This window comes from Herminiimonas fonticola (genome assembly GCF_003293745.1).
GTDB classification, from domain to species: domain Bacteria; phylum Pseudomonadota; class Gammaproteobacteria; order Burkholderiales; family Burkholderiaceae_D; genus Oxalicibacterium; species Oxalicibacterium fonticola.
In genome coordinates this window covers 579,451-596,209 of sequence record NZ_PTLZ01000002.1, presented here as the reverse complement: position 1 = coordinate 596,209, position 16,759 = coordinate 579,451, and the positions used below count along the sequence as shown (strand labels likewise).

Sequence of the window (16,759 nt, the reverse complement as noted above, 5' to 3'; positions counted from 1 at the left end):
GACTTACCTGGTCAGGAGATCAGGCGGTTAATATCATTAAAAACCGCCACCAACATCAAGGTCATCAATATTCCTATTCCTGCACGCTGCGCAATTGCGCCAAAGCGTTCAGAGACAGGACGACCCGTCAAAACTTCCACAGCATAATACAGCAAATGCCCACCATCCAGCACTGGGATAGGTAATAGATTCATGACACCCAAACTGATACTGACGAAGGCGATAAAACTAAGGTAACTGATCAGACCTATACGCGCCGTCTGCCCAGCGTAATCAGCGATCGTAATCGGACCAGTCACATTTTTCCACGACACCTCGCCGACGATCATCTTGCCGACCATCTTGAGCGTCATCACACTGGTATCCCAGGTCTTCTGTACGCCCTTGACCAAAGCCGCAATCGGGCCATGGCTCGCCAACACCATATCCGGCACCATCGGCACCTCGACCTTGATGCGGCCGAAAACCTGACCATCCTTGTTCGCCTCTTCCGGCGTGACATTGACGCTCAGCGGCTTACCATCGCGCAAAAGATCGATTTTCAGCATCTTGCCCGGAGAAGCGCGTACTGCTTCCACCAAGGCCATGCCATCAGGAATCGCCACACCATTCACGGCTGTCACCAGATCGCCAGTCTGCAAGCCTGCAAGCATCGCAGGACCGTCTGCTACAACCTGGCCCAGGATTGCGCGAGGACGTGCCAGATCGATACCCAGTTTGACGAGAAAGTCACCTTCCAGCTCTTCGGCAGAAATGCTGTCGACGGGAATGGTTAGCGTGCTGATTAATTTTTCAGATGGAAAATTGGGATTCGCCCGCTCAACATCCAGCTTGACCGGCTTGTTATTCACAACCCCTTGCACCATCTGCCAGCGCAGGTCGTTCCAGATCTGAATCGGCTCGCCATTGACCGCAGTAACCAGTTCCCCACCGCGCAAGCCAGCTTGATAGGCTACTGACTGTTCTGCTGGCGCACGCAGCTTAGGAGCTGGTTCCGGAATACCATAGACGTACAAACCGGCAAATACCAAGATCGCCAGCAAGAAATTGGCAAGTGGACCCGCAGCCACAATAGCAATACGACGCCATACCGATTGCCGGGTAAATTCGCGCTTCAAATCTTCCGGCGAAACGTCGCTCAAGTCACCTTCGCGCGCATCCAGCATTTTGACGTAACCACCAAGGGGCAAAACAGAAATCGCCCATTCGGTCTGGTCCGCGCCGAAACGTCGCGAATAAACGACCTTCCCCATACCCACAGAGAAACGCAACACCTTGACGCCGCACCAGCGCGCGACCAGATAATGTCCCAGTTCGTGCACGATAATCAGCACGCCGAGAACGACCGCAAAAGCCAGAATGGTTTGGAGAAAGTGCATGTTTATATAAAAGAATTGGCAACATCGCGCGCGCGCTGATCCTGCTCAAAAACTGATTCAATATCCGTTACTGGGCCCGAGGGCAAGGCGGCCATCACGCGTGCAATCAATTGATCGATCACGCGAAAACCGATACGACCATCCAGGAAGGCCTGTACTGCGATTTCATTCGCAGCATTCATGATCGCCGGCGCTGAACCGCCCGCTTGCAATGCATCATACGCCAGTTTCAGACAGGGAAATCGGACCAGATCGGGTGCCTCAAAAGTAAGCTGCGCAATCTTGACCAGATCGATAGAAGCAACTCCTGAAGCGATACGTTCCGGGTACGCCATCGCGTGTGCGATCGGCGTACGCATATCGGGATTGCCAAGTTGTGCCAGCACCGAGCCATCCACGTACGACACCATAGAATGCACCACGCTTTGCGGGTGAATCACGACTTCAATCTGGCTGGCCGGCACACCGAACAACCAGTGCGCTTCTATCACTTCCAAGCCCTTGTTCATCATCGTGGCCGAGTCCACCGAAATTTTTCGGCCCATTACCCATTTAGGATGCGCAATCGCTTCTGCACAAGTTACTTTATCCAGTGTGTTGATATCGCGATGCAGGAAAGGTCCGCCCGACGCCGTCAACAGGATTTTTTCGATACCGTGTTGCGATGGTGTGCGTTGATGTTGATCGTGATATGCCGCAGGAATGCACTGGAAAATAGCATTGTGTTCGCTATCAATCGGCATCAAGGTCGCACCACTGGAAGCCACTGCGTCCATCAACAAAGGACCAGACATGACCAGCGCTTCTTTATTCGCCAACAGTACTTTTTTACCGGCACGCGCTGCTGCCAGCGTAGGAGCCAAACCAGCCGCGCCGACAATCGCCGCCATCACGCAATCGCACTCTGCCGCACTGGCAACTGCGCACAAAGCGGCTGCGCCATGTTCGACCTGAGTTTTCAAGCCTTGTTGACGCAATATGAGTTGGAGTTTTTGAGCAGATTCGGCGTTGCCAACGACGGCGATACTCGGCTGAAATTGTACGCACTGCGCGGCCAATTCTTCGACACGATTTTGCGCCGTCAATGCATAGACACGATAACGATCAGGATGACGTGCAATGACGTCCAGTGTCGATACGCCTATGGAGCCGGTCGAACCGAGTATTGTGATGTACTGCATTTTTTGCTGCATTTGCGCCTTACATCCAGTAGCCAACCAGCACTGCCAGCGGCAATGTCGGGATCAATGCGTCCAGTCTATCGAGTACGCCACCATGGCCGGGCAGCAGATTACTGCTGTCCTTCATGCCTGCGCGACGCTTGAGTTGGGATTCGAACAGATCGCCGACTATGCTGGCAGCAACCATCAATATTAATATCGAGAGAAAACCAGCCCAACCCCATTTGAGGTAAAGCTGTACAGCAAACGTATCGTTCAAGGCTGGTACTTTCAGCGTCGCTGCACTAGCGAGCAATACCAGAATGCCGCCGCCTATCGCACCTTCCCACGATTTACCGGGAGAAATCGAGGGCGCCAGCTTGCGTTTGCCAAAAGCCTTACCACTGAAATATGCGCCGATATCGGCAATCCAGACCAGCGCCATGACCGAGAACATGTATAGCGCTGAACGATTGTATAAACTGAGGATGGCAACGAACGCACCTAGGACGGCAATGCCGTAAATACCGGTCAGCAAGCGATTCCGCACGCCATCCAGCGATGGCAATCCGAATCCCAGCGAAGGCACCAGACGCAAGGCCCAGATCGCAACGCAGATCGCGTACAGCAGCACACTTTGTTTAAAGCTGGCAGTCACCACCAGATAGGCAAACGCTACTGTCCACAAGACGGCCCCGACCACAGGAAATTTATTGCCAAACAGGCGCAGACATTCCCACGCGGCCGCAGCAAAGAAGATTCCCGTGAATACGGCAAAGACGATAAATGAAGCAGAAGAAATCACCAGCAACAGCACTGCCAGTAAGATCAATGCAGTGATGACACGGGTTTTCAGCATTTGGCCGCCGACGCTTGTTCAGTCAACTGGGCACTGGTACGACCAAAGCGCCGTTCGCGTTGCTGATAGGATGAAATTGCCTTCTCCAACTCAGCCGCATCAAAATCAGGCCAGTAGGCATCGGTGAAATACAACTCGGTATAAGCGAGCTGCCACAGCAGGAAGTTGGAAATACGTTCTTCGCCGCCAGTGCGTATGAACAGATCAGGCTCAGGAGCATAAGCCAGCGACAAATATTGCGCCAGTTGCTCTTCACTGAAATCAGTCGCACCGGGATTGGTCGCCACCATTTGATTGACCGCCTGCATGATGTCCCAACGACCGCCATAGTTGGCACAAATGGTGACCGTCAACTTATCGTTTGCAGCCGTTTTACGTTCCGCGCTGGCAATCATTTTTTGCAGTTTGTCGTCGAAACGACTAAGGTCGCCGACAATTTTCAGTCGGATACCGTTGGCATGCATCTTGGCAACCTCACGCTCCAGCGCCGTCACGAACAGACGCATCAGCAAGGACACCTCATCATCCGGGCGACGCCAATTTTCCGAGCTGAAAGCAAAAAAGGTTACATACTCCACGCCCTGCATCGCACATGCTTCGACGATACCGCGCACGGCTTCCACACCTTTGACGTGACCTGCCACGCGCGGCATGAAACGCTTGGTCGCCCAGCGTCCATTGCCATCCATGATGATGGCAATATGACGCGGCACCAGCGATACGTCAGGCACGACCTGGGTTGAGCTCGACGACGTCATGGATGGATATCCAGAAATAATGGGGATGGCAAAAGAATCGAGAGCCGACTCAAACTGTCAGCACTTCTTTTTCTTTTTCGACGACCATTTTGTCGACTTCCAGTACAAACTTGTCGGTCAGTTTCTGGATTTCATCCTGCGCACGGCGTTCGTCGTCTTCCGAGCAGGCTTTTTCTTTCAAAAGCTTTTTCAGGCTTTCGTTGGCGTCGCGGCGAATATTGCGGATCGCGATTTTTGCATCTTCAGCTTCGCTTTTGACTAGCTTGACCATTTCCTTGCGGCGTTCTTCGGTCAATGGCGGCGTTGGTACACGGATCATTTCGCCCTGAGTCGATGGATTCAGACCCAGATCGGCATCACGAATTGCCTTCTCAACGACGGCAACCATTTTCTTTTCGAAAGGTTGAACACCGATCGTGCGCGCATCAACCAGCGTCACGTTGGCAACCTGCGTCAAATTGGTCGGATTGCCGTAATACTCGACCATGACATGGTCCAGTATGCCGGTGTGAGCGCGGCCGGTACGTACTTTTGCCAAATCTGCCTTCAAAGTCTCGATGGACTTTTGCATTTTTTGATCAGCAGTTTTTTTTGCATCTACAACAGTCATTACTGTTCTCCTCTTCTACTACGAGTTAAACGCGAATTGAATTCGCCGAATTCAATTCAGCAAAATTTACTTGATTTATACGTGCACCAATGTGCCTTCATCTTCACCCATGATCACGCGTTTGAGCGCACCTGGCTTGACGATGGAGAACACTTTAATTGGTAATTTTTGGTCGCGGCACAAGGCAAATGCAGTCGCATCCATCACTTGTAAATGCTTGGAAATCGCTTCGTCAAAAGTGATGGTGGAATAACGTGTCGCATCCGGATCCTTGTTTGGATCTGCGCTGTACACGCCATCCACCTTGGTAGCCTTCAACACGATTTCCGCACCGATTTCAGAACCGCGCAGAGCAGCTGCGGTATCGGTGGTAAAGAATGGATTGCCAGTACCGGCTGCGAAGACAACAATCTTGCCCTCTTCCAGGTATTGCAAAGCCTTGGGACGAACATAAGGCTCAACAACTTGTTCAATCGCAATCGCCGACATCACGCGTGCCGTGATACCAGCCTGGCGCATTGCATCGGCCAAGGCCAGCGAATTCATCACAGTGGCCAGCATACCCATGTAGTCGGCGGTGGCGCGGTCCATGCCTTCCGCACCCGGAGCGACGCCACGGAAAATATTGCCGCCACCAATTACGATCGCCAACTCCACACCTAACTTTGACACTTCCGACACGTCGGCCACCATACGCTCGATGGTCGCGCGATTGATGCCGTACGGATCGTCTCCCATTAACGCCTCACCCGAAAGTTTGAGAAGAACGCGTTTGTAGGCTGGGCTTGTCATGGGCAGGATTCCTTGTTTATCCGGTTGTACTGAGGCGATGGTTTTACTTCAGTTCTTACCAGATTCTGCTTCAGCATCGCCATATTGTGGATGACGATGCTGAAGCAAAATCTTAATTATTGGCGCACATCAAAGCATACTTGATGGCGTTAAAAAAACGGGCCTTTCGGCCCGATTTTTTTAACTTACGCCTGTTTTGCTGCTGCGACTTGTGCTGCTACTTCTGCGGCAAAGTCGTCTTGCTTTTTCTCGATGCCTTCACCGACTACATACATCGTGAATGCTTTCACGGTGGATTTGGTGTCTTTCAACATTTGTTCGACGGTTTGCTTGTCGTTTTTAACAAATGTTTGATTCAGCAAGGAAACTTCTTTCAGGTATTTCTGTACCGAACCTTCAACCATTTTGGTGACGATTTCAGCTGGTTTGCCTGATTCTGCTGCCTTCAACTCTGCAACCGAACGCTCTTTGGCGATCAGATCAGCAGGAACATTGTCGGACGACAAGGCAACCGGCTTCATCGCGGCGATGTGCATTGCAACATCTTTACCAACTTGTTCGTCTGCGCTATCGAAATCGACCATCACGCCGATACGGGTACCGTGCAGGTAGGAAGCCAATTTACCAGTTGTCTCGAAACGTTGAAAACGACGAATAGACATGTTTTCACCGATACGGCCGATCAACGCAGCGCGTTGTTCTTCAACTGTTTTGCCATCCAATGGCAAAGCCGACAAGGCCGCGACGTCAGCCGGATTTTTCTCAGCGATCAATTTGGCGCAAGCATTTGCCAAGGCGAGGAACTCATCGTTCTTGGTAACGAAATCTGTTTCGCAGTTAACTTCGACCAATGCGCCGACACCACCGGAAACGAAGGCAGCAACAACGCCTTCAGCGGTCACACGGGAAGCTGCTTTCGATGCCTTGCTGCCGAGTTTAACGCGCAGCAGTTCTTCTGCCTTGACTGGATCGCCATCGGCTTCCGTCAATGCTTTTTTGCATTCCATCATAGGCGCATCGGTAAGCGCGCGCAATTCACCAACCATAGCTGCAGTAATAACGGCCATTACAATCTCCTAACAATTCCTGACAGACGGACGTCGTTGTGACGTCTTCCATCTTATTACGTTCAAAATGTGCTCGAAAAAAAGGGGCTAACTATTGTTGCCCCTTCATTTCTGACGCTCAAACCATCAGAGCCAGGGTATTAAGCCTGCTCGTTGACTTCAACGAAGTCGTCGCCGCCTTTGATAGCTTCGACCAGATCGTTAGTCGCGCTAGCGCGGCCTTCGAGGATCGCATCTGCTACACCGCGTGCGTACAACATGATTGCTTTGGACGAGTCATCATTACCTGGAATGATGTAAGTCACGCCTTCTGGCGAGTGATTGGTATCAACCACACCGATAACCGGGATACCCAGTTTAGCTGCTTCGGTGATCGCGCCTTTGTGGTAACCAACGTCAACCACGAAAATTGCGTCAGGAATGCCGCCCATATCCTTGATGCCGCCGATTGCTTTTTCCAGCTTGATTTTTTCGCGATCAAACATCAGCGCTTCTTTTTTGCTGAGTTTTTCGACTGAACCATCTGCAATCGAAGCTTCCATTTCTTTCAAACGCTTGATCGATGTTTTGATCGTTTTGAAGTTGGTCAGCATGCCGCCCAACCAGCGTTGATCAACGTAAGGCATGCCAGCGCGCGCTGCTTCAGCGGCGATGGTTTCACGCGCTTGACGCTTGGTGCCGACGAACAGCACGGTGCCGCGATTGGAAGACAATTGTTTGATGTACTTCATCGCCTCCTGGTACATGCCCAGGGTTTTTTCCAGATTGACGATATGAATTCTGTTGCGATGGCCGAAAATGTAAGGGGCCATCTTAGGGTTCCAGAAGCGGGTTTGGTGACCAAAATGGACACCGGCTTCCAGCATTTCACGCATAGTTACTGACATAATATCTCCAGGGTTGGGGTCTGGAATCTGCTCAGTCACCGGATTCAGACTGATTTCAGTCTTGACTCAGGCACCCTTTTCGAGCGGATTCGCGATTTACAAAAAAATTTGCTTGAAAACCAATTCAGGCAAGCCCGAGATTCTACCTCAAAATAGCCGTTTGTTTCAAGTCCCGTGCCACTTTCGTCGGCGAATAAGTAGGCGCTCGTCTATAATTCATCATCTATTATTAATTCATGCTGCGATTTCAGCGAATAACGCAGCATCTAACTCAGCACTTTTCGGCTTCCCATGAGCAATATTTCAATTAAAACTGCAGAAGACATCCAAGGCATGCGTATTGCCGGCCGCTTAGGCGCCGAAGTACTTGATTACATTACCCCCTTCGTCAAAGTCGGCGTCACCACCGGCGAACTGGATCGCCTGTGCCATGAATACATGGTCAATGTACAAGGCACCATTCCCGCTCCACTGAATTATTGCCCGCCCGGCTATACGCCCTATCCAAAAGCGATTTGTACATCTGTCAACGACGTGATCTGCCACGGCATCCCCGGTGATAAAGTTTTGAAGAATGGCGATTCGGTCAATCTGGACATTACCGTCATCAAGGATGGTTATCATGGTGACAACAGCCGTATGTTCCTGCTCGGCGAACCATCCATCCAGGCCAAACGCTTGAGCGAAATCACCTATGAATGCATGTGGCTCGGCATCTCGAAAATCAAACCAGGCGCGCATCTGGGCGATATCGGCTTCGTGATTCAACAGCATGCGGAAAAAGCCGGCTACAGCGTGGTGCGCGAATTTTGCGGCCACGGCATCGGCAAGGTATTCCACGAAGAGCCGCAAGTGCTGCACTACGGCCGCCCTGGCACGCTGGAAAAACTCGAAGCGGGCATGATCTTCACAGTCGAACCCATGATCAATGCCGGTCGCCGCGAAATCCGCGAAATGGGTGATGGCTGGACCATCAAAACCAAGGATAGAAGCCTGTCGGCACAGTGGGAACATACGATACTCGTGACCGAAACCGGTTACGAAATACTGACACAATCGGCTGGCACCCCACCACCACCGGCATTTATCGTGCCGCCAACGGATATCCCACAAACTGTCAACGCCTGATCATTCATGCCGTCTTTTGCCATCGAACTGAAAGAACAGCTCAAAGCCGAGCGACAAATCGTCATAGACCGGTTTTTGGCAAACGGCAAGACAGATCTGTTATTGACGGAATTAACCAAAAACGTCGATGAAGCATTGTCCAAATCCTGGGCTAATTTTAACTTGCCAGCATCTGCCGCTTTGGTCGCAGTCGGTGGTTACGGTCGCGGAGAAATGTTCCCCTACTCCGATGTCGATGTATTGATATTGCTGCAGGAAGCGCCCGATAACGAACTGCAGGCAAAACTGGAAGAATTGATCCAGTTGTTTTGGGATATCGGCCTCGAGATCGGCCACAGCATACGTACCATCGATGAATGCCTGTCGGAAGCGGCAGCCGACATCACTGTACAAACCAGTTTGCTCGAGGCCAGATTAGTTATCGGTAATGCCTCTCTATTTCAGTCCATGAAAGAGCGCTGCGATGCGGCAATGAACCCACGCGCCTTTTTTCAGGATAAAACCCTGGAACTGCGCCAACGCCACGCCAAATACGAAGACACACCCTACAGTCTGGAGCCGAACTGCAAGGAAAGCCCGGGCGGCCTGCGCGATCTGCAAGTAATTCTATGGGTCGCAAAAGCGGCAGGACTCGGCGACTCCTGGCCGGCATTGGCCGAACGTGGATTGATTACGCCGACCGAAGCACGCCAACTCAAGCAAAAAGAACGTGCGCTCAAAGATGTGCGGATACGGCTGCACATCATCGCCAATCGTCGTGAAGACCGACTGGTCTTCGATATCCAGACTGCAATTGCCGAATCGATAGGCTTCAAGTCGACAGAAACGCGTCGCGCCAGCGAATACCTGATGCAGCGTTACTATCTCGCTGCAAAAGCGGTCACGCAACTCAATGCGATCCTGCTGCAAAACATTGAAGCGCAACTATTCCCGCAAATGACTTCGCCGGTCGCGATCAATGAACGTTTCAATGAAGTGAACGGTTTTATCGATATCGCGCATGACGATACTTTCGATGTGACACCGTCTGCGATGCTGGAAGTTTTCCTGCTGCTGTCCTTGCATCCTGAACTGAAGGGCATGACTTCGCGCACCTTCCGTGCGCTGTGGCACTCGCGCTTCAAGATCGATAACAAATTCCGCCGCGACCCGGTCAATCGCGCACTCTTCATGAAAATTCTGCAGGCACCGCAAGGCATTACGCATGCGCTGCGCAGCATGAATCAGACCAGCGTTTTGGGTCGCTATCTGCCGAATTTCCGCAAGATCGTCGGCCAGATGCAGCACGATCTTTTCCACGTCTATACAGTGGATCAACACATCATGATGGTGGTGCGCAATGTACGCCGCTTTTTCCTCAGCCAGCATGCGCACGAATATCCGTTTTGCAGCCAGCTCGCCGCCAATTTTTCACAACCGTGGCTGCTGTATATCGCCGCGCTGTTTCACGATATAGCCAAAGGCCGTGGCGGCGATCATTCGCAATTAGGGATGGAAGATGCGCGTGTCTTTTGCGTCGATCACGGCTTGTCGGAGGAAGATACCGAGCTTGTTATCTTCCTCGTCGAGAATCATTTGACGATGTCGCAGGTTGCGCAGAAACAGGATTTATCCGATCCGGATGTCATCACTACATTCGCCAAGCTGGTAAAGGATGAACGTCATCTGACCGCACTGTATTTGCTGACTGTGGCCGACATACGCGGCACCAGTCCGAAAGTCTGGAATGCGTGGAAAGGCAAGTTGCTGGAAGATCTGTATCACATGACTTCGCGTGTATTCGGCGGGCAAGCGCCATCGGCCGATCGTGAGCTCAAGAACCGGCAGGAAGAAGCACTCAAATCCTTGCGTCTGTTTGGCTTGTCCGACAAGGATCATGAAAAACTCTGGCAGCAACTGGATGTGGTTTACTTCCTGCGCCACGATGCCGCCGATATCGCATGGCAAACACGTGTTCTGTACGACAAAATCGACAGTACAGTACCAATCGTAAAATGCCGCCTGGCACCGATAGGCGAAGGTTTGCAGGTGACGGTGTATGTCAAGGATCAACCTGATCTGTTCGCACGCATTTGCAGTTATTTCGACCACAAGAATTTCAGTATTCTCGACGCCAAGATTCACACCACCAAACACGGTTACGCGCTTGATACCTTCCTGATTACAGAACCGGCGTTTGCCGACAGTTATCGCGACTTGATCAGCCTGATCGAGCATGACTTGAGCAAGATGCTGATCATGCAAAGCGACTTGCCTTTACCTAGCAAAGGTCGTTTGTCTCGTCTGTGCCGCAACTTCCCGGCGACGCCGACTGTTGATTTGCGCCCGGATGAACGCGGCCGATATTATTTACTGACTGTCTCAGCCAATGACAGAAATGGCTTGCTGTATTCGATCGCCAATGTGCTCACCAAGTACAAAGTCAATCTGCATACCGCCAAAGTCATGACGCTGGGCGAACGAGTCGAAGACGTCTTCCTGATCGATGGTTTGGCATTGAACAATCCGCGCAGCCAGATTCAGCTGGAAAGCGACCTGCTCGATGCCTTGCGAGTCTGAGGTCCTTGTAAATTTCAAGATTCCGCCCAGACTTCCGCGTCAAAATCATTTTTAATCATCACCATTAATTTTTATAAAACTGCATCGCCATGACCGAACCATTACGCCTTTCCAAACGCATGTCAGAACTTGGCCTTTGCTCCCGTCGCGAAGCCGATGAATGGATAGAGCGCGGCTGGGTCCGCGTCGATGGCAAAGTTGTCTCGGAACTCGGCACAAAAATCTTGCCTACACAACGCGTGACAGTTGAACGCCAGGCAGCCGCAGAACAATCGAAGCGCGTGACGATCTTGATCAACAAACCTATGGGCTACGTCAGCGGCCAGGCTGAAGACGGCTACAAACCGGCCGTCGCCTTGATCAAGGCCGAGAATCGCTGGAAAGAAGACAAGTCAACCACGCAATTCCATCCAACGCAATTACGCAGTCTGGTTCCGGCCGGACGACTCGACATCGATTCCGTCGGTTTGCTGGTGCTGACGCAAGATGGCCGCATCGCCAAACACCTGATCGGCGAAACCACCAGCGTAGAGAAAGAATATCTGGTGCGCGTGCAATACATCAAGCCGGGCAAGCTGCCCGAGTCTGATTTGAAGCGATTGAATCACGGTTTGATGCTGGATGGGAAAAAGCTGTTGCCGGCGCAGGTGAAATGGCAAAATGAAGATCAGCTCAGCTTCATTTTACGCGAAGGGAAAAAGCGTCAGATTCGCCGTATGTGCGATATCGTCGGATTGAAAGTAGTTGGCTTGAAACGCGTGCGCATAGGCCGTGTAAAGCTGGGTGATTTACCGGTGGGAGAATGGCGCTATTTAAATGAAGGCGAAGAATTTTGAGTACCCGCGCAGTGAAGTAATCACTGCTTCAAGTCTATAAAATCAATCGTCTTCGTTCGCATCCATTTCAGGGAATAACACATCGACGTAACCGAACTGCGTAAAATCTTCGATACGCATCGGATACAAAATCCCATCCAGATGATCGCACTCATGCTGCACCACGCGCGCATGAAAACCCTCTGCATCTCGGCTGATTACATTACCGAACTGATCAAAACCCTCGTAATGCAAAGCGCTGAAACGCGGCACCATGCCGCGTAATCCCGGCACTGACAAACAACCTTCCCAACCCTCTTCGCGCTCGGCTGAAAGCGGACGCAACTTCGGGTTGATCAATACAGTTTCCGGTACCGGTGGCGCATCGGGATAGCGCGTATTTTGTTTGAAGCCGTAAATCACCAAACGCAGATTCACGCCTATCTGCGGCGCGGCAAGACCGGCGCCATTGGCGGCATGCATGGTGTCGAACATGTCCGCAATCAACGCATCCAGCTCCGGCGTATTGAACTCGGTAACCGGTTCAGCCACACGCAACAGACGCGGATCACCCATCTTCAGGATTTCTCTAACGCTCATTTCATTGCCTTCAAATATTCTTCAAATGCAGCGCCGGTTTCCGGATGCTTGCGTCCCATCGCCATGGTCGCTTTCAAATAACCGAGCTTGGAACCACAATCATAACGCTGTCCGGCATAACGATAAGCCAGCACCTTTTCCGCTTGCATCAAGGCGGCAATGCCGTCGGTCAACTGAATCTCGCCACCTGCGCCCTTGCCGATTTTTTCCAGATAATCAAATATCTTGTTAGTCAAAATGTAGCGACCAACCACCGCCAGCGTCGATGGCGCTACGTCAGGTTGCGGTTTTTCAACGATCGCGTTGACCAGCTCCAGATTGTTTTGATAATTCGTCGCACTGACGATGCCGTACTGCTTGGTTTCTGCGCGCGGCACATCCTGCACCGCGAGTATGCTGTGGCCTTCGCGTTCGAATATATCTGTCATCTGCGCCAGCACCGGCTTCGTACCAGCATCGGTATCCATGAAATCATCGGCCAGCAAGACTGCAAACGGTTCATTGCCAATCACCGGACGTGCGCACAATACTGCGTGGCCAAGACCTAGCGGCGCCGACTGACGTATGTAAATGCAGTTGATGTGCTTGGGAATGACATTGCGCACCAGATCCAGCAATGCATTTTTTTCGGCGGCAGCCAATTCTGCTTCCAGTTCGTAAGCCGTATCGAAATGATCTTCAATCGCGCGCTTGTTGCGCCCTGTAATGAAAACCATCTCGGTGATGCCGGCTGCAACGGCTTCTTCCACCGCGTATTGGATCAGTGGCTTGTCGACAATCGGCAGCATTTCCTTGGGTTGCGCTTTGGTTGCTGGCAAAAAACGACTGCCCAGGCCAGCCACCGGGAAAACTGCTTTTTTAATTTTGTTCATCACTATCCAATAATTGAAGGAATGCGGTTTCGTCGAGTATCGTCAAGCCCAGCTCTTCGGCTTTAGCAAGTTTGCTGCCAGCTTCTGTGCCGGCGACTACATAACTGGTTTTTTTTGAGACAGAGCCGGCAACCTTGCCGCCGGCTGCTTCAATTTTTTCAGCCGCAGCATCGCGACTCAAGGTCGGCAATGTTCCCGTCAACACAAAGGTTTTACCGGCAAACGGCTTGGGCTTGTTTTCAACAACATGTTCCGGCCAATGAACACCGGCTGCCTGCAACTGCGCAAGCAATTCGACATTCAATGGGTCGCTTAAAAATGCCGTGATCGATTTTGCCACGACCGGGCCAATGTCTGCGACTTCCAATAACTGTTCTTCCGACGCTGCCAGCAAGGCATCCAGATTGCCAAAATGTCGCGCCAGTTCCTTCGCCGTTGCTTCGCCTACATGGCGAATCCCGAGCGCATAGATAAAACGTGCAAAAGTCGTGGTCTTGGATTTTTCCAGAGCGGCGAGCACATTCTGTGCAGACTTGTCGGCCATTCTATCCAGCTCGGCCAATGCGCGAAAACCCAGCTTGTACAAATCTGCAGCCGTCGTGATGATGTGCTTGTCGACCAATTGTTCCACCAGTTGATCGCCCAGGCCTTCGACATCCATTGCGCGGCGTGAGACAAAGTGCAGCAAGCCACCTTTGCGCTGCGCCGAACACTTGATCCAGCCACCTGAACAGCGCGCAATTGCCTCATCTTCCAGACGCACGATAGGCGAACCGCAGACCGGGCAATTGCTAGGCATGACGAAAGGTTGCGCATTCGCCGGCCGCGACTCAGGTACGTAGGCCACTACTTCCGGAATCACATCGCCGGCGCGTCGCACAATCACCGTATCGCCTATTTGAATATCCTTGCGACGTACTTCATCTTCGTTATGCAGAGTTGCATTGGTGACGGTGACACCGCCCACCGATACTGGCGCCAGACGTGCGACTGGTGTAATCGCGCCGGTACGCCCGACCTGCACTTCAATGTCCAGCACCGTCGTCAACGCTTCTTCCGCAGGAAATTTATGCGCGATCGCAAAACGTGGCGCGCGTGACACGAAACCGAGTTGCTGTTGTTGATCCAGGCGATTGACTTTGTATACGACGCCATCGATTTCGTACGGTAACTGCGCACGTTTTGCGCCAGTCTTTTTGTAGAATTCGAGCAAACCTTGCGCCCCATTCACCACTGCCCGTTCTGCGCATACTGGAATACCCAGTTCCGCATACCAGTCCAGCAAAGCGGAATGCGATGCAGGCATGTCCGCACCTTCCAGCAAGCCTATGCCGTAAGCGAAGAAACGCAGGGTACGCTGTGCGGTAATACGCGAATCGAGTTGACGCAAGCTGCCGGCAGCCGCATTACGGGGATTGGCGAATTCCTTTGCATCCAATTCACGCTGGCGTTCATTCAGTTTTTGCAGATCGGCCTTGTACATCATGACTTCGCCACGCACATCCAATACTTTGGGTGGCGTCGCTGTATGCAGACGTAAAGGAATTTCACGCACTGTACGTATATTGGCAGTCACGTTTTCCCCGGTCGCACCATCGCCGCGTGTCGCAGCCTGCACCAGTATGCCGTCTTCATAGCGCAGATTGATCGCGAGTCCGTCGAACTTCAATTCGGTCGCGTATTCGACTTCAACTGTACTGTTCAAACCATCGCTGACGCGTTTATCGAAGGCAACGATATCTGCATCTTCAAAACCGTTACCCAGCGACAGCATAGGCACCGAGTGCGTGACTTGCGGAAAGGCGGATGCAGCCAAGGCACCCACGCGCTGCGTAGGCGAATCGAAAACCAGTAGTTCGGGATGTGCGACTTCAATCGCCTGCAATTCGCGGAACAGCTTGTCGTATTCCGCATCCGGGATCGATGGATTATCGAGTACGTGATAAGCGTAATTGTGGCGATTCAATTCATCGCGCAACCACGCTGCGCGTGCAGGCGGATTGCTGGCATCTGGAATGTCTTGCGATTTTTTTTCAGACGGCACAGTGCCCGCTTGTTGCGATGCTGTTGAAAACAGATCCGGCTGCATGATCAGTTAAATAAGCGCAAAGCCCGGTTGGAGCCTGCCGGAATATCCGCTGCTTCCATATCGGCGTAAAACACTTCGATCTGGCCGCCGATTTCATTCAGGGATGCATCCGACAAAGGCTGGCTGCTATCGTCTACGACTGTGCCGTCCAGTCGCGATGACAAGGAACGTGCGCAAGCGATCATCGCGCCGAAACCATCGCGTTCAGGAGCAACGACCGGCACATCCAGCAACAGCGTCAAACGATTCGTCGTTTCTTCTGCAAGTGTGACATTAGTCGATAAAGAGAACAGTACGCCGCCATCGCCATCCGGCATTACCAAACGACCTTCAGGGCGCACATCAAAACCTTGCCGTCCCAATGCAGCAAGCAAGGTCGTTACCGACCACGGCGCACCATTGGATTGAATATTCACGCTGAGTTTGGCATCGTACTCAGTGACGAAATGATGCAAGGAACGTGCGCTCACCATGACTTCAGCCATATCCGGCACATCAGGATCCGCATCGAAATCATCGGCTATCTGGCGCAGACGCATCACGAATTCGGAATACTCCAATTCGTTCAGCGCATTGCTGCGGTTCGCGAGTTGCACGCCCGCCATCAGCGATTTATAAATACCGCCATGCGTAATCGCTTCCCAACCGCCATTGATATTCTGGCCGGCAAAATTTACCGGCTTGCTACCGACATGTCGCAAGGATTGCAAAGCAGGCAGAATTTTTTCGCCGCGTAGTTGCGTGGTCAAGGCCAAAGGAATCGTGCAATCGATCAGGTAATCAACCGGCAATTCTTTTTCTTCCACCGCTTGCATCATGTCTGCTTGCGCGTCGAGTTCTTCCTGCGCGCGCTCTTCCGGCTCCGCGCCTTCGAAAGGTGTATCGGCATAGGCCTGATCAGCAGATGACAATGTCGGCTCGCGTCGCTCAGCACTAAAATCCGTAACCGATATCGGTGCGGCACCTTCTTCACTAGGCACCATGAGCACGTCATCATGCGACGCTGAAAAAGCGCGCTCAACACTTTTCTTCGCCTTGTATTCCTGCCACTTGTTATAGGAAATGACACCGACCACAATCGCGCCACCTATCACTATCAAACTGGTCTGCAGATCGGTCATGCTGCACCTTGAACGGAAAATTGATTGGTCATCGTGCGGATATTCATCGAGCAAAAGATGCGA

The 16,759-nt window shown here is 52.0% G+C and carries 15 protein-coding genes; 3 read left to right on the top strand and 12 right to left on the bottom strand.

The window, feature by feature from the left end; all coding sequences use genetic code 11:
- Positions 1-11: 11 nt before the first annotated feature.
- The 8 genes from rseP to rpsB form a co-directional block, all read right to left on the bottom strand.
- Positions 12-1,379, bottom strand: coding sequence for an RIP metalloprotease RseP (gene rseP, locus Hfont_RS10130; protein WP_112992247.1), 1,368 nt, complete (start codon positions 1,377-1,379; stop codon positions 12-14).
- Positions 1,380-1,381: 2 nt separating this feature from the next.
- Positions 1,382-2,560 carry a 1-deoxy-D-xylulose-5-phosphate reductoisomerase gene (gene ispC, locus Hfont_RS10125; protein WP_112992452.1) on the bottom strand — a complete coding sequence of 393 codons (1,179 nt, stop codon included), beginning with the start codon at positions 2,558-2,560 and terminating at the stop codon, positions 1,382-1,384.
- Positions 2,561-2,579: 19 nt separating this feature from the next.
- A complete protein-coding gene (locus tag Hfont_RS10120; protein ID WP_112992246.1) occupies positions 2,580-3,398 on the bottom strand; it encodes a phosphatidate cytidylyltransferase in 819 nt (272 codons plus the stop codon).
- Positions 3,392-4,156 (bottom strand): polyprenyl diphosphate synthase, encoded by a 765-nt coding sequence (uppS, locus tag Hfont_RS10115; RefSeq protein WP_112992245.1) that lies wholly within the window; start codon positions 4,154-4,156, stop codon positions 3,392-3,394. The genes Hfont_RS10120 and uppS overlap by 7 nt, the downstream gene beginning before the upstream one ends.
- A gap of 49 nt (positions 4,157-4,205) precedes the next feature.
- A complete protein-coding gene (gene frr, locus Hfont_RS10110; RefSeq protein ID WP_112992244.1) occupies positions 4,206-4,766 on the bottom strand; it encodes a ribosome recycling factor in 561 nt (186 codons plus the stop codon).
- Positions 4,767-4,841: 75 nt separating this feature from the next.
- Entirely contained in the window at positions 4,842-5,558 is a 717-nt protein-coding gene (pyrH, locus tag Hfont_RS10105; RefSeq protein ID WP_112992243.1) for a UMP kinase, read from the bottom strand.
- A gap of 185 nt (positions 5,559-5,743) precedes the next feature.
- The gene (gene tsf / locus Hfont_RS10100; RefSeq protein ID WP_112992242.1) at positions 5,744-6,625 is read right to left on the bottom strand and encodes a translation elongation factor Ts; all 882 of its coding nucleotides are present in this window, start codon (positions 6,623-6,625) and stop codon (positions 5,744-5,746) included.
- Positions 6,626-6,765: 140 nt separating this feature from the next.
- Positions 6,766-7,512 (bottom strand): 30S ribosomal protein S2, encoded by a 747-nt coding sequence (gene rpsB, locus Hfont_RS10095; RefSeq protein ID WP_112992241.1) that lies wholly within the window; start codon positions 7,510-7,512, stop codon positions 6,766-6,768.
- A gap of 291 nt (positions 7,513-7,803) precedes the next feature.
- Here rpsB and map point away from each other — a divergent pair, with 291 nt between their 5' ends.
- The 3 genes from map to Hfont_RS10080 all read left to right on the top strand — a co-directional run bounded on the left by map (position 7,804) and on the right by Hfont_RS10080 (position 12,035).
- Positions 7,804-8,640: a type I methionyl aminopeptidase gene (gene map / locus Hfont_RS10090; RefSeq protein WP_112992240.1), complete on the top strand. Its 837-nt coding sequence runs from the start codon at positions 7,804-7,806 to the stop codon at positions 8,638-8,640.
- A gap of 6 nt (positions 8,641-8,646) precedes the next feature.
- The gene (locus Hfont_RS10085) at positions 8,647-11,199 is read left to right on the top strand and encodes a [protein-PII] uridylyltransferase (protein WP_112992239.1); all 2,553 of its coding nucleotides are present in this window, start codon (positions 8,647-8,649) and stop codon (positions 11,197-11,199) included.
- A gap of 89 nt (positions 11,200-11,288) precedes the next feature.
- A complete protein-coding gene (locus tag Hfont_RS10080) occupies positions 11,289-12,035 on the top strand; it encodes a pseudouridine synthase (protein WP_112992238.1) in 747 nt (248 codons plus the stop codon).
- A gap of 42 nt (positions 12,036-12,077) precedes the next feature.
- On the opposite strand, the gene def is transcribed toward Hfont_RS10080, so the two are convergent.
- Genes def through Hfont_RS10060 form a run of 4 tightly spaced genes read right to left on the bottom strand, consistent with a single transcriptional unit; the run spans position 12,078 to position 16,696 of the window.
- Entirely contained in the window at positions 12,078-12,614 is a 537-nt protein-coding gene (def, locus tag Hfont_RS10075; protein WP_112992237.1) for a peptide deformylase, read from the bottom strand.
- Positions 12,611-13,486, bottom strand: a complete 876-nt coding sequence (gene galU, locus Hfont_RS10070) for a UTP--glucose-1-phosphate uridylyltransferase GalU (protein ID WP_112992236.1) — start codon at positions 13,484-13,486, stop codon at positions 12,611-12,613. The genes def and galU overlap by 4 nt, the downstream gene beginning before the upstream one ends.
- Entirely contained in the window at positions 13,473-15,575 is a 2,103-nt protein-coding gene (gene ligA, locus Hfont_RS10065) for an NAD-dependent DNA ligase LigA (RefSeq protein WP_112992235.1), read from the bottom strand. The genes galU and ligA overlap by 14 nt, the downstream gene beginning before the upstream one ends.
- A gap of 2 nt (positions 15,576-15,577) precedes the next feature.
- Positions 15,578-16,696: a cell division protein ZipA C-terminal FtsZ-binding domain-containing protein gene (locus tag Hfont_RS10060; RefSeq protein WP_112992234.1), complete on the bottom strand. Its 1,119-nt coding sequence runs from the start codon at positions 16,694-16,696 to the stop codon at positions 15,578-15,580.
- Positions 16,697-16,759: the final 63 nt, after the last annotated feature.